Consider the following 13440-nt stretch of genomic DNA (forward strand, 5'->3'; position numbering starts at 1 on the left):
TCAGCAATAGACCGACAGTGCAAGCGGCAACGTCCGCACGCGCAGCGGAAGCAGCGGTCCGTACTCCCCATCGATATCACTGCAGAGCTCTTCCTCTGTATGAATTTCAAAGGATTTTGCCCGAACGTGCAGGATGTTCTCGCGTTCCGTTACCGACTTTCCGGAAAACAGGTCTGCCGCAACAGACATAAACTGCGGCAGACCTGTTTTTTTGACGGCGAGAAGGTCGAGCATCCCGTCATCGATGGCAATGTCGTGCCCAATCTGCTTCATGCCTGCAACCACGGGACTGTTGGCAATGACGAAGAGAAATGCCTCCTCTTCGTATTGGACGCCATCTGCTGCAATGCGCAGACTGAACGAGCGCAGCCGCGGAATCTCGCCGATTCCCTTGAGATAGTATGCCACCTTGCCCAGTGCGTTCTTGTAGGTCGACTTCACCTCGTGGGCGATCCCTGTGAGCATGCCGGCACTCACGACATTGATGAAATACTGCCCGTGCCCTTCGAGCAGCCCCAGATCGACGCGGCGGGATTCGTCCGCAGCAATGCGCTCGACATAGGACTCCCAGTCTCCGTGAATGCCGAGATGTGTGGCAAAATCGTTCGATGTACCGCTGCCGAGAATGCCAAGCGGCACATCCGTATCCGATTCGAGCATCGCGTTCACCACGGCGTGCACCGTACCATCCCCGCCCGCAGCAAGCACACCTTCCGGACGGATATCACGAAGGAAGCGCCCGAGGTCGTCCTTCCCGCCTCCGCGCGTGCGGTAGGGCGTAAGGACGATTCCATGACGTTGGAACAGGTCGATGAGGAAGTCAATCTTCCCTTTGAAAAGCGCATGACCCGAAACGGGGTTGTAAATCAGCCCAAGTTTTTTCATGCCTTAAAAACTCCTATCCGCTGCAGGAAACGAATCCCGACCGTGCCGATCATCGGCAGACGGCGCAGATCATCCTCAATCAGTGCACGCAGGAGCAGCATTGCCGCGATATAAACCGCGCAGCCGAAGAAGACTGCGCCAAACGTAGAGATGGCAGCAATCCCCCACCATTCAAGCGTCCATGTGTAGAACAGATAGACTGCGCCCGCCATGATAGCAGCGGCACAGATGGTCTTGATGAGTTGCAGCAACTCAATTTGATAGCCAATGAAACGATAGATGAAGTAGAGGTTGATGAGCGCTGCAACGCCCATATCCGCCGCCGTCGCCCACGCCGCACCCATGATGCCAAGCCACGGGATCGCCGTGAGATGCCAGTTCAGAAAGACCTTTGCCGCAGCTGCAAGCAGCATATTCACCATTGGAATGGTCGGGTGTCCGAGCCCCTGTAGGATGCCCGTTGACACCTGATGCAGCCCGAGCAGGATGATGCTCACCGCCGAGATCATGACGGCGGGACCTGCACCGGGCGCATTGTAGATCAGGCTGGAAATCGGTGTTGCGAGTACGAAGACGATGACAAATGCCGGGAAACAGACAAAGTTCGAAATGCGCACAGATGCCGCCGTCTGATCGTAGACGCGCGCCCGATCGCCGAGCACGCGTGACTCGGAGATCGCGGGTACAATGCTCATCGCCATGGAGGCGGTCAGGATGGTTGCGAGATTGACGAGCGGCACAGCCATGCCGTTCAGATAGCCGAAGAGCTCCGTTGCCTCGCTGATGCTGTAGCCCGCTGCTTCGAGACGCTGTGGGACGATCATGAGGTCGAGATTCGATACGACGGGCAGCATGATGCTCGCCGCCGAAACGGGCAGGGACAGCTTGAAGATCCGCTTGATGATGGAGATGCGCGACTCGTATGCTGCCCCCGGCAGGGGCTTCAGCTCCGTGCCGTAGTCACGCGCAATATCGCGCTCGAGCTTGATGTGGAAGTAGACGAGTACAATGAGCCCCGTCACGGCTCCTGCAAGTGCACCAAGCGATGCACCCGCCGCTGCGTAGTCAAGACCCCACGGCATGAGAAGACTCGCGAGGACAATCATCGTTACCACGCGGAAGATCTGCTCCACGATCTGCGACACCGCTGTCGGTGTCATGCGCTGCCAGCCTTGTAGATAGCCGCGTGAGCTCGCGAGCAGAGTCACGAAAAAGACCGTTGGTGCGAGTACCACCACAGCCTTATAGGCGCGCGCGTCACGAATCAGCTGCCAATCGATCAGCCAGTCCGCAGCCAGATAGGTCAGAATCGAAAAAAGAAGACCCGTCATGAGCATGAGCGCCATCGAGATGCGAAATACGCGCTTCGCGCCGTATATATCGTTCAGAGCCACGCGTTCCGCCGTAATGATGGAGATGGCAACAGGCACACCTGCCTGCGAAACTGTCATGGCAAAAAAATAAATGGGAAAAGCCATCTGATACAGACCGATTCCCTCACCGCCGAGGATGCGGGAAACGAAGATCCAGTTGAGTGAGCCGATGACCTTGACGACGAAACCTGCAATCGTCAGGACAAAGGTTCCCTTGAGGAAGGATTCTCCCTTGCTGCTTTTCCCTTCAGCAACATCTATCTCACGAATGAGAAACACCGCCTCAATACGATATTTTGAACAATAAACTACGATTGAATTATACCATATGCAACCCCATGGAGCAATCGGACTTTTCTCAAAACAAAACCTCCTGCACGTGTATAACGCACAGAAGGCTGATCAAAAAATTATCCACGCATTTTCTTTACCGCCACGAAACCTTTCTCAGCAGCAGCGATCGTCTGCGCAATATCGGCGTCCGTATGCGCGCCCGAGAGGAAGAGTGTCTCAAATTGTGAGGGCGCAAGGTAGATCCCCTCGTCCAGCATCGTCTCGAACCAGATGCGGAACGCCTCTTGGTCTGCCGCCTCCGCGTCTGCGTAGTCATAGACCTCGCGGTCGATGAAGAAGATGCCGAACATCGAACCCGCCTGATGCGCACAGATCGGCACGCCCGCAACCTTCGCCGCACGCTGCCATCCGAGCAGCAGCTCCTTCGTCTTGATCGTCAGCTCGCGGCTGTAGTCCGCCTTCCCCTCTTCCGGTTCTGCCGTGAGGATCTTCAGCGTCTCGATGCCCGCCGTCATTGCGAGCGGATTGCCCGAGAGTGTGCCCGCCTGATAGACGGGACCCGCCGGAGAAATGCGCTCCATAATCTCACGCCGCCCGCCGTATGCCGCAACGGGCAGTCCCCCGCCGATAATCTTGCCGAGGCAGGTGAGATCGGGACGGATGCCGTAGGCAGCCTGTGCGCCGCCGAGCGAGGCACGGAAGCCGCACATGACCTCATCGAAGATGAGCAGCGCGCCGTGCTTTGCCGTGAGTTCGCGCAGCAGGGAGAGGTAGCCCTGACGCGGCAGGACAAGCCCCATATTACCCGCCACAGGCTCTACAATGACCGCTGCAATCGCATCGCCCTCGCGCTCCATGACGGCGCGAATTGCATCCTCGTCATTGTACGGCACGGCAACCGTATCTGCGGCTGTGCCCGCCGTCACCCCGGGCGAGCTTGGCACGCCGAACGTCGCCATCCCCGACCCTGCACTGACGAGCAGACTGTCACTGTGACCATGATAGCAGCCGATGAATTTTACAATCTTGCTACGTCCCGTATAGCCACGCGCGAGACGGAGCGCGCTCATCGTCGCCTCCGTCCCCGAGTTCACCATGCGGATGACCTCAATGGAGGGATAGACCGACTGCACGAGCTTTGCAAGCTCCGTCTCAAGGAGGGTCGGCGCGCCGTAGCTTGTGCCGCGCGTCACAGCCTCCTGCAAGGCGCTCACCACCTGCGGATGTGCGTGACCGACGATCATCGGCCCCCATGACCCAACGTAGTCAATGTATTCGTTCCCGTCGATGTCGTGGATATGAGAACCCTCTGCGCGTGCGATAAAGAGCGGATTCCCGCCCACATTTGCAAAGGAGCGCACGGGGCTGTTCACCCCGCCCGGCATATACTCTTTCGCCTCGGCAAAGGCGGCTTTTGATTGTTCCGTATTCCGCATAAATTTCTCCTTATGCACTGAGCCACGCGGCGGCATCCATCGCATGATAGGTGATGATGATCTTTGCCCCCGCGCGCTTCATGCTGGTCAGCGTCTCGAGGACAATGCGCTGCTCATCAATCCATCCGTTTGCAGCAGCCGCCTTCACCATTGCATACTCACCGCTCACATTGTAGACCGCAATCGGGCGGTCTGTACTTTCATACACCTGACGCACGACATCGAGATAGGCAAGCGCGGGCTTCACCATGATGATGTCTGCACCCTCCGCCACATCGAGCGCAGCTTCCTTCAGCGCCTCGCGCACGTTCGCGGGATCCATCTGATACTGCCGCCGATCGCCGAAGGCGGGCGCACTGTCCGCCGCATCGCGGAAGGGTCCGTAGTAGCCGGAGGCGTATTTCACGGCGTAGCTCATGATGCTCGTATTGACATAGCCCTCGGCATCGAGTCCCGCGCGGATTGCCGCGACGCGCCCATCCATCATATCCGAGGGTGCGACGATATCCGCGCCGGCGCGTGCATGACTGACTGCCGTCTTGACAAGGTGGGGCAAAGTTGCGTCATTGTCTACATAGTGATCGTGCAGCTCACCGCAGTGTCCGTGACTCGTATACTGGCAGAGACAGACATCTCCAACCACGAGCAGCTCCGGCACCGCATCCTTGATTGCAGCAATCGCACGCTGCACGGGACTCGTGATATCCCATGCGCTCGATCCAATTTCATCCTTATATGCGGGCAGACCGAACACCTCGACCGCAGGAATGCCGCATGCCGCAATCTCACGCGCGAGCCCTGCGACCTGATCCACAGAGTAGTGATAGCATCCGGGCATACTCGGAATCTCTTCCTTGATCTGCTCCCCCGGCACGACAAAAATCGGATAGACAAAATCGCGCGGCAAGAGCTCGGTCTCACGCACCAAATCGCGCATCGCAGATGAGATGCGCAGCCGCCGTGGGCGCTGAGTCAGATTCATTGCACATACTCCTTTATCGCATTCACCAACCCGTCAATCGTATAGGTCTCTGCCACAATGTCAGGTTCGAGCGCAAAATTCCGCGCTGTATCCGCTGTAACAGGGCCGATGCAGGCAATCTTCACCTGCTGCAGGGGCGTGATATTGCCGAGCTGCTGCACAAGATTCTTCACCGTGGACGAGCTGGTAAACGTAACGAAATCAATCTCTCCATTTGTCAGACGCGCGGCAAGCTCTGCCCCGCCGTCCAGCTCCGGTATAGTCTCATAGGCAGCGACAACATCGACCATCGCCCCGTATGTGCGCAGCGACTCCGGCAGCACGTCGCGCGCCTCCTGCGCGCGCGGCAGAAGGATGCGGGCACGCGGCGGCAGGATGTCCTTCAGCGCCTCCACAACAGCCTCCGCACGGAATTCTTGGGGCACGAGGTCTGCGTGAATGCCATAGGCGCGCAGCGCCTCTGCCGTCGCAGAACCGATGGCGGCAACCTTCGCATAGCCGAGCGCACGCGTATCCTTTTCGGCATGTGCAAGCCGTGCAAAGAAATGCTCCACACCATTGACGCTTGTAAAGATCACCCAATGATAGGAATGCAGTTCACTGATTGCATGATCGAGCGCGGCATAGTCATCGGCGGGCGCGGCAATACGGATCACAGGCGCCTCGATGCAGGAAGCGCCGAGCGCCGTCAGCTTCTCCGTCAGCGCAGACGCCTGTGCACGCGCGCGTGTGACGAGGATGCGCTTGCCGTGGAGGGGGCGTATATCCGCACGATCGAACCAGCGCAGCTGTTCACGAAGTTTTACAACATCGCCTACGATGAAGATAGCGGGCGGACGGATGCCGTCGCGCCGCACCATTTCGGCGGCCTCTCCAACCGTCGTAACATAGGTCTCCTGATCCGCACGCGTCCCCCAGCGAATGATTGCCGCAGGGGTGTCGGCAGGACGGCCGTTGTCGATGAGATTCTTCGTGATGACGGGAAGATTGGCAACCCCCATCAGAAAGACGAGTGTATCAACGCCCGTTGCAAGATGTTTCCAGTGAATCCGCGACTCGGATTTTGTCGGATCTTCATGCCCTGTGATGACGGCAAAGGAGACGGCAACGCCGCGATGCGTCACGGGAATCCCCGCATAGGCAGGTACGCTGATTGCCGAGGTCACACCCGGCAGCACTTCAAAGGGCACGCCGCGTTCCAAAAGCACGAGAGCCTCCTCGCCGCCGCGCCCGAACACAAACGGGTCACCGCCCTTGAGACGAACGACCGTCTTACCCTCCTGCGCCTTATCTGCGAGCAGGACATTGATATCCTCCTGCCGCATCGTGTGCTTGCAGGACTGCTTCCCGACGTAGATGCGCTCTGCCCCATGTGGCACATGGGCAAGAATGCTCTCATCTGCCAGATGGTCATAGACCACAACATCCGCTTCTCTCAGGCAGTTCATTGCACCAACCGTCAAAAGGCGCGGATCGCCCGGACCCGCGCCGACAAGAAATACTTTTCCGCTCATACCGTAATACCTATCTCTTTCAAAATATCCCGACCGCCAACATCGAGCAGCTCCTCCGCCAGAGCAATGCCCAGCTTCTCCGCCGCGTCTGTCGCCCCCATCGTGCGCGAACGGCAGACGCGCATGCCGTCCACCGATGCAATCATCGCCTCGACGTGGAGCATATTGCCCTCACCGACCTCGGCGTAGACACCAACGGGAATCTGACAGCCGCCCTCGACGCGCCGCAGGAAGGCACGTTCTGCCGTCGCCGCCGCCGTCATATGGGGGTCGCACAGGAAGTCAATGAGCTCCCGAACCTGCAGATCATCTGCACGGCACTCGATTGCAAGCGCACCCTGCCCGACAGCAGGGAGGATCATCGCACGCGGCAGGATCGTACGGATGCGCTCACCCAACCCGAGGCGTTTCAGCCCTGCCGCAGCAAGTACGATGGCATCGAACTCACCTGCATCCAGCTTCGCCAGACGCGTATTGACGTTGCCGCGCAGATCGAGGATCGTGAGATCGGGGCGCACAGCGAGCAGCTGTGCCCGCCGGCGAAGGCTCGATGTGCCGACCCGCGCCCCCTGTGGCAGCTCCTCAATTGCCTTGTAGCGCACGCTGACAAATGCGTCGCCCGCATCCAGACGTGCCGTAATCGCGCCGATCATGAGTCCCTCTGGAACCTCCGTTGGCATATCCTTGAGGCTGTGCACCGCGAGATCGATTTCCCCCGCGAGCATTGCCTGCTCAAGCTCCTTCGTAAAGAGTCCCTTGCCGCCGATCTTTGCGAGCGGTGCATCGAGAATGCGGTCGCCCTTTGTCGTCATCTTTTTGAGTTCGACGCGGCAGTCAGGATGCCGCTTTTCAAGCTCCTCCGCAATGTATTCCGCCTGCCACAGCGCCAGCTTACTTGCCCGCGTACCGATAGTGATTGTGCCGCTGTTCACTTGTTCCCGTCTCTCCTATCGCATCCAATTTAAAGAGGGCGCGCATCGCCTCGATGTAGAACGCCTCATCCGCTGTTCCGGCAGACGCGCGCAGCTTCATCATGGGAATGCGCAGAATCTTTCGGACAATCATGCGGCTCATATGCTCCACCTGCCGCCCCTCCTCCTCCGAAAGCTCGGGCAGCTTCGCACTCACGCGCTTGATCTCGCGCTCACGGATGCGTTCACAGCGTCCCGAGAGGAGTGCCATGAGCGGCTGGAAGGACAGATATTTGAAGCGTTCGAGAAGTGAGTCAACCTCCTCCTCCACGATTTTCTCCGCCTTGACCGCCTCTGCCTGACGCTCACTGAGATGTTCGTCCACCACGGCTTCGAGTGCGTCGATATTATAGAGCTCGATGCCCTTGATGCCCGCAACATCGGGATCGACATCGCGCGGAACGGCAATGTCGATGAGAAAGATCTTGCGCCCCTGCCGCCGTGCCATCAGGCGGCGTGCCTCCCACGCCTTGATGACATAGTGCGGCGCGCCCGTCGAGGTGACCACCACGTCGACGCAGGTCGCATATTCCATCGCGCGATCGAAGGGAATTGCCTCCCCACCGATCCGCTCTGCAAGCTTTTCGGCGCGCTCAATGTGGCGGTTCGCAACGTAAATCAGCTCAATGCCGTGTGCGCGCAGATGCTCTGCCGTCAGCTCCGCCATCTTGCCCGCGCCGAAGATCAGCGCGGCACAGCCGCCAAGGCCGCCGAGAGAGGCGGCCGCCAGCTCCACCGCCGCATAGCTCACGGATACGGAGCGATACGCAATGCGCGTCTCCGTCCGCACGCGCTTGCCCGCTGCAATGGCGCGGTGAAAGAGCAGGTTCAGCACAGTGCTCGTCGCACCTGCCTCGCGGGCAATCGCATAGGCCTCCTTGACCTGCGAGAGGATCTGCCCCTCGCCGAGCACGAGCGAATCAAGGCTCGAGGCGACTCGGAACAGATGCCGAATCGCCTCTTCATCTGCGTAGTTGTAGAGATACTCGTCCAGATCATCCCCACCCTGCGCCAGATCGTTGAGGAACTGCCGCAACGCCTGTCCGCCGCGCTCATGATCGTCCACGGAAGCATAGAGCTCCGTTCGGTTACACGTCGACAGGACGACCAGTCCGCTCAGACCGTCGTATTCGCCCAGACTCAGAAGTCCCGAACGCAGTTCCTCACGGGAAAATGATACACGCTCACGCACGTCTACCGGAGCCGTGCGATGATTTAGCCCCAATGTCAAGAGCTGCATGCCGTAACTCAACCTCTGCTTTCTCTAACTCTCCACAGCGAATCATGTTCAAAATATCGGGATGCAGTGCCGTCCGCCAGAACTCCGTGCGCGCACTGCTCGTCGGAAGCTCCTCCTGCAACTTTGCGCGCAGAATCGCAGCACGCTCCAACCACATGCCAAACGAGGGCGGATAGAATTGCTCAAGCTCCATCCGTATCGCCCGCGCAAGCGCGGGACTCCCACCACCCGTCGATGCCGTCAGCAGGAAATCCCCGCGCCGCAGCATTGAGGGAACCTGGAACGACGAGGCATGCGGATCGTCGATGACATTCACGAGGCTTCCGCATGCCTTTGCCTCGGCGGCAATCTCCGCATTGATCGCGGGAGAATCCGTCGCCGCATAGACGAGGAATGCCCCTTCCAAGGAACCACGTATATATCGTTCATTTCTCCAATCAATGCGCTCATCTGCTGCGAACGCATGCAGTCGCTCTGTCATCTGCGGTGCAATCACGCGCACAGAGACGCAGGCGTCCGCAGCGAGCAGCCCCGCGACCTTGCGCTCGGCCACTGTGCCGCCGCCCACAACAATGATGAGCCGACCGCTTAGATCGAGATTCACGGGGTACAGCAAAGAGACACCTCCGAAATATGAATCCTATTCACGTTCGCTATTATACCGCAAATGGGCGCAAAAAAAAAGAGGAGAAGACGGAATCCCCTCTCTTTATAGTGATTATCAACGGGCAGTCAGCGCGTCTCGATAAGCCTGCCGCATTCCTCAAGCAACGGATAGTCCGTCATATCCATGCCGACGGGCGTCACGGAGATCAGCCCGTGCTCCACGGCATAGATGTCCGTGCCCGCGCCCTTATCCGTATCGGACACCTCGCCTGCCACCCGGTAGTGCACGCGTCCGTTCTCCTCAATGCGCTCGAACGCATTGATATAGTCACGCCCACCCTGCCTGCAGAAGACGAAATGAGGCTGTCCGTCCGCAAGTTCCTTCGGAAAATTGATGTTCAGCAAAAACGGCTTCTCCATCACTGCCAGCACATCTTCCATAAAGCCTTCAAAATATGCCGCCGCTTCCGCATAGGAAATGCTGCTCCCCTCGACCAAGGAGAGTGCAAAGGACGGAATGCCGTGAAAAAGCCCCTCGAAAGCGGCGCCAACCGTGCCCGAGTAGATCACATCGGTGCCGAGGTTCGAGCCGTGGTTGATCCCGGAGAGCACGACGTCCGCCGTTTCCTCCGCAATCGCGTCCAGATAGAGCTTTGCGCAGTCCGTCGGCGTCCCATCGATCGCCCATGCCCGAATGTCATGCGTGCAATCGAAGCGCTCATCGGCGCGCACCTCGATTGCACGCCCGATCGTCAGTGCGTGAGATGTCCCGCTCTGCTGATGCATCGGTGCGGCAACGGTCACAGTATGACGCTGCGCCAGATGACGCGCGAGCGTCCGTATCCCCTCCGCCGCAATGCCGTCGTCATTCAGTATCAGGATATTCACAAGAACGCCTCCTATACACGAAAAGCAGGTTGGCGTACCAACCTGCTTTTCCAAAAACCGCCAAGCGGATGAAATACACATGGTGACCCACCACGGAATCGAACCGTGAACCTACTGATTAAGAGTCAGTTGCTCTGCCAGTTGAGCTAGTGAGTCATATACGCTCCATGAGCGCATAGCTATTATAGTGGAAATATACAGGGAATGTCAAGGGGCAATATCGTATTTGTGCAGAAACAAGCCTTTCATAGGAAAAAGGTCTTTGCAGACCGGCTGCAAAGACCTTTTATGGATTTGTTCAAAAGCGATTTACTTCAGCGCATCGCCGAGCTGTGCGTTGACCTCGCGTGCTGCCTGGACGCTCTCCTCGAACTTCGCCTTCTCCTCGCCCTCGAGCTTGACATCGACGACCTTCTCAAAGCCGCCCTTGCCGAGCACGATGGGAACACCGACGCAGAGTTCCTTCTCGCCGTACTCGCCCTCGAGGTAGACACAGCAGGGGATGACCTTCTTCGCATCCAGCGCGATCGCCTCGACGAGCGTTGCTGCCGATGCACCCGGTGCATACCATGCGGACGTACCGAGGAGACCCGTCAGCGTTGCGCCGCCGACCTTCGTCTTCTGGACGACGTCTGCGAGCACTTCCTTCGAGAGGAGCTGGGTCACAGGGATACCGCGGAGCGTTGCAATGCTGACGAGAGGAACCATCGTCTTGTCATTGTGTCCGCCAATGACCATGCCGTCCACATCGCTCGGGGTTGCGGGATGTCCTGCGGCGTTGAGCGCCTCGGAGAGATAGTAACGGAAACGGCTGCTGTCGAGCATGCCGCCCATGCCGATGACGCGGTTACGCGGCAGTCCCGTCGACTTCAGCGCGAGATAGGTCATCGCATCCATCGGGTTGGAAATGATGATGAAGATTGCGTTCGGGGAGTGCTTGAGCGCCTGCTCCACGACGCTCTTGACGATCTTTGCGTTGACGCCGACGAGTTCCTCGCGTGTCATGCCCGGCTTACGCGGCAGACCGGAGGTAACAACCACAACGTCGGAGTTCGCCGTAGCAGCATAGTCGTTCGTAACGCCCTTGACCGTTGTGTCAAAGTTCAGGGCATGCGAGCACTGCATCATGTCCATCGCCTTGCCCTCGGAGACGCCCTCTTTGATATCGATGAGGACGACTTCCTGTGCAAACTTCTTGAGCGCGACGACGTTTGCTACGGTTGCGCCTACGTTACCTGCACCAACAACAGTTACCTTCATAGTATTTCCTCCTTAAAAACTCTCCTGTCACCCATCCCTAGCAATAAGTGACACGATTCGGAACAGGGTATACCAATAGTTCATAACTATGGAATCATTATAACATTCTCGTTCAGAAAAATCAATTACTTATTTAGGAGAATTATTCAAACTTTCGTGGAAAAAGACATTCTTTTCACCAAGCATACATTTCTCCCGAATTCTCTCGTACACACGAAAAAACTCAGCCGATTATTTTCATCGACTGAGTTCGATTGTCATATGGTGGCGGCACAGAGATTTGAACTCCGGACACTGCGGGTATGAACCGCATGCTCTAGCCAACTGAGCTATGCCGCCGGTGGTGGGCAGGGATGGATTCGAACCATCGTAATCCGAAGATGACAGATTTACAGTCTGTTGCCTTTAACCACTCGGCCACCTACCCATGAACCTTGACAAGTATATGCGATGATGCGCTCGCTTGTCAAGGTGTTTTGCAAATTATTCTGCGAGCGGCTTCATCGTCGGGAAGAGCAGGACATCGCGGATCGATGCGCTGTCCGTCAGAAGCATGACGAGGCGGTCGACACCGATGCCGAGTCCGCCTGTCGGCGGGAGTCCGTACTCGAGTGCTGTGATGAAATCCCGATCCATGACATGCGCCTCGGCATCCCCTGCCTCACGCTGCTCGAGCTGCTCCATGAAGCGCTGCTCCTGATCGATCGGATCGTTCAGCTCCGTGAAGCCGTTCGCGAGTTCGCGGCCGTAGACAAAGAACTCGAAGCGATCCGTGATGCGCGGATCGTCGGCATTGCGCTTTGCCAGCGGCGAGATCTCGGTCGGATGCCCCGTGATGAAGGTCGGCTGCATCAGCGACTCCTCCACCTTTTCCTCAAATGCGGCGTTGAGAATGCCGCCAATGCCGTGCCGCTCCTCGAAGGGAACGCCAATCTCACGCGCCATTGCACGCGCCTCCTCGACGGTCTCACAGGAGAGGAAGTCCTTCCCCGTCGCCTCGCGGACTGCATCGTTCATGCTAATCGTGCGGACGTTGTTCAGGTCGATATCGATGCCCTGATACGTGATCTGCGTGGTGCCGAGCACATCCTCTGCCGCCTGACGAACAATCCCCTCCGTGATTGCCATGAGGTCGCGGTGGTCGGCAAATGCCTGATAGATCTCGATGGAGGTGAACTCCGGATTGTGCCGTACGTCCATGCCCTCGTTGCGGAAGATCCGCCCCATCTCATAGACGCGGTCGAGCCCCCCGACAATGAGCCGCTTGAGACTCAGTTCGGTTGCGATGCGGAGATAGAGGTCGATGTCGAGAGCGTTGTGATGCGTGATGAAGGGACGTGCCGCAGCGCCGCCCGCGAGCGTTGAGAGTACGGGCGTCTCAACTTCGAGATAGTCCCGCTCGTCCAGATAGCGGCGGATGCACTGGATGATCTTCGTGCGCTTGCGGAAGGTCTCACGCACCTCATGATTGACCATGAGATCGAGATAGCGCTGACGATAGCGCGTATCCACGTCCTTGAGGCCGTGGAACTTCTCGGGCAGGGGGCGCAGCGACTTCGAGAGTAGGTCAAAGTCCTCGACGCGCACGGTAATCTCACCGCGCCGCGTCTTGAAGACCACGCCGCGAATCCCAATGATGTCGCCGATGTCAAGACGCTTGAACTCCTCTTTGTACTTGCGTTCGCCGAGGACATCCATCTTGAAATACACCTGTATGTTCCCCGTGCGGTCATTGAGGGTCGAGAAGGAAGCCTTGCCATGTCCGCGTATCGCCATCAGACGTCCCGCAATGCGAACTTCCTTCCCCTCTTCGTCCTCTGCCAGATAGTCATAGCGCTCCTTGAGATCGGCAGCATAGTCCGTAACCTCGAAGCGATGACCAAATGGAGCAACCCCCATCGCGCGGAATGCGTCCATCTTTTCACGGCGGACGCGCATCATCTCATTGAGATCCTGCTCTGTCGCCTGATTTTCTCTTTCTTCAGCCATCC

The 13440-nt window shown here is 58.1% G+C and carries 11 protein-coding genes and 3 tRNA genes; all 14 read right to left on the reverse strand.

Features of this window, described 5'->3' with window-relative positions; all coding sequences use genetic code 11:
• The 14 genes from HMPREF9163_RS03250 to lysS all read right to left on the reverse strand — a co-directional run bounded on the left by HMPREF9163_RS03250 (nt 1) and on the right by lysS (nt 13438).
• Entirely contained in the window at nt 1-885 is an 885-nt protein-coding gene (locus tag HMPREF9163_RS03250) for a diacylglycerol kinase family protein (RefSeq protein WP_009440229.1), read from the reverse strand.
• Nucleotides 882-2537: a polysaccharide biosynthesis protein gene (locus tag HMPREF9163_RS03255; protein ID WP_009440230.1), complete on the reverse strand. Its 1656-nt coding sequence runs from the start codon at nt 2535-2537 to the stop codon at nt 882-884. The genes HMPREF9163_RS03250 and HMPREF9163_RS03255 overlap by 4 nt, the downstream gene beginning before the upstream one ends.
• A gap of 131 nt (nt 2538-2668) precedes the next feature.
• On the reverse strand, nt 2669-3988 hold the full coding sequence (gene hemL, locus HMPREF9163_RS03260; protein ID WP_037345822.1) for a glutamate-1-semialdehyde 2,1-aminomutase: 1320 nt from the start codon (nt 3986-3988) through the stop codon (nt 2669-2671).
• 10 nt (nt 3989-3998) lie between these two features.
• A complete protein-coding gene (gene hemB / locus HMPREF9163_RS03265) occupies nt 3999-4970 on the reverse strand; it encodes a porphobilinogen synthase (protein WP_037345824.1) in 972 nt (323 codons plus the stop codon).
• On the reverse strand, nt 4967-6484 hold the full coding sequence (gene cobA / locus HMPREF9163_RS03270) for a uroporphyrinogen-III C-methyltransferase (RefSeq protein WP_009440233.1): 1518 nt from the start codon (nt 6482-6484) through the stop codon (nt 4967-4969). The genes hemB and cobA overlap by 4 nt, the downstream gene beginning before the upstream one ends.
• On the reverse strand, nt 6481-7416 hold the full coding sequence (hemC, locus tag HMPREF9163_RS03275; protein WP_009440234.1) for a hydroxymethylbilane synthase: 936 nt from the start codon (nt 7414-7416) through the stop codon (nt 6481-6483). Before hemC ends, cobA begins: the two co-directional genes overlap by 4 nt.
• Complete coding sequence (gene hemA, locus HMPREF9163_RS03280; protein WP_037345826.1) at nt 7376-8695, reverse strand: glutamyl-tRNA reductase; 1320 nt, start codon at nt 8693-8695, stop codon at nt 7376-7378. The genes hemC and hemA overlap by 41 nt, the downstream gene beginning before the upstream one ends.
• Nucleotides 8640-9311, reverse strand: coding sequence for a bifunctional precorrin-2 dehydrogenase/sirohydrochlorin ferrochelatase (locus HMPREF9163_RS03285; RefSeq protein WP_009440236.1), 672 nt, complete (start codon nt 9309-9311; stop codon nt 8640-8642). Before HMPREF9163_RS03285 ends, hemA begins: the two co-directional genes overlap by 56 nt.
• A 116-nt stretch (nt 9312-9427) precedes the next feature.
• The gene (surE, locus tag HMPREF9163_RS03290; RefSeq protein ID WP_009440237.1) at nt 9428-10189 is read right to left on the reverse strand and encodes a 5'/3'-nucleotidase SurE; all 762 of its coding nucleotides are present in this window, start codon (nt 10187-10189) and stop codon (nt 9428-9430) included.
• Between the two features lie 80 nt (nt 10190-10269).
• Nucleotides 10270-10345, reverse strand: a tRNA-Lys gene (locus HMPREF9163_RS03295).
• Between the two features lie 153 nt (nt 10346-10498).
• Entirely contained in the window at nt 10499-11449 is a 951-nt protein-coding gene (gene mdh, locus HMPREF9163_RS03300) for a malate dehydrogenase (RefSeq protein WP_009440238.1), read from the reverse strand.
• Nucleotides 11450-11711: 262 nt separating this feature from the next.
• Nucleotides 11712-11788: transfer RNA gene (locus tag HMPREF9163_RS03305), tRNA-Met, on the reverse strand.
• Between the two features lie 2 nt (nt 11789-11790).
• Nucleotides 11791-11876: transfer RNA gene (locus HMPREF9163_RS03310), tRNA-Tyr, on the reverse strand.
• A gap of 56 nt (nt 11877-11932) precedes the next feature.
• On the reverse strand, nt 11933-13438 hold the full coding sequence (lysS, locus tag HMPREF9163_RS03315; protein ID WP_009440239.1) for a lysine--tRNA ligase: 1506 nt from the start codon (nt 13436-13438) through the stop codon (nt 11933-11935).
• Nucleotides 13439-13440 lie beyond the last annotated feature (2 nt).

It is taken from the genome of Selenomonas sp. oral taxon 138 str. F0429, assembly GCF_000318175.2.
GTDB lineage: Bacteria > Bacillota > Negativicutes > Selenomonadales > Selenomonadaceae > Centipeda > Centipeda timonae.

What these genes read in the sequence shown, in the direction of transcription:
- HMPREF9163_RS03250 (WP_009440229.1), bottom strand. Translation starts at nt 885, where the DNA reads ATGAAAAAACTTGGGCTGATTTACAACCCCGTTTCGGGTCATGCGCTT.
- hemL (WP_037345822.1), bottom strand. Translation starts at nt 3,988, where the DNA reads ATGCGGAATACGGAACAATCAAAAGCCGCCTTTGCCGAGGCGAAAGAG.
- hemB (WP_037345824.1), bottom strand. Translation starts at nt 4,970, where the DNA reads ATGAATCTGACTCAGCGCCCACGGCGGCTGCGCATCTCATCTGCGATG.
- cobA (WP_009440233.1), bottom strand. Translation starts at nt 6,484, where the DNA reads ATGAGCGGAAAAGTATTTCTTGTCGGCGCGGGTCCGGGCGATCCGCGC.
- hemA (WP_037345826.1), bottom strand. Translation starts at nt 8,695, where the DNA reads ATGCAGCTCTTGACATTGGGGCTAAATCATCGCACGGCTCCGGTAGAC.
- mdh (WP_009440238.1), bottom strand. Translation starts at nt 11,449, where the DNA reads ATGAAGGTAACTGTTGTTGGTGCAGGTAACGTAGGCGCAACCGTAGCA.
- lysS (WP_009440239.1), bottom strand. Translation starts at nt 13,438, where the DNA reads ATGGCTGAAGAAAGAGAAAATCAGGCGACAGAGCAGGATCTCAATGAG.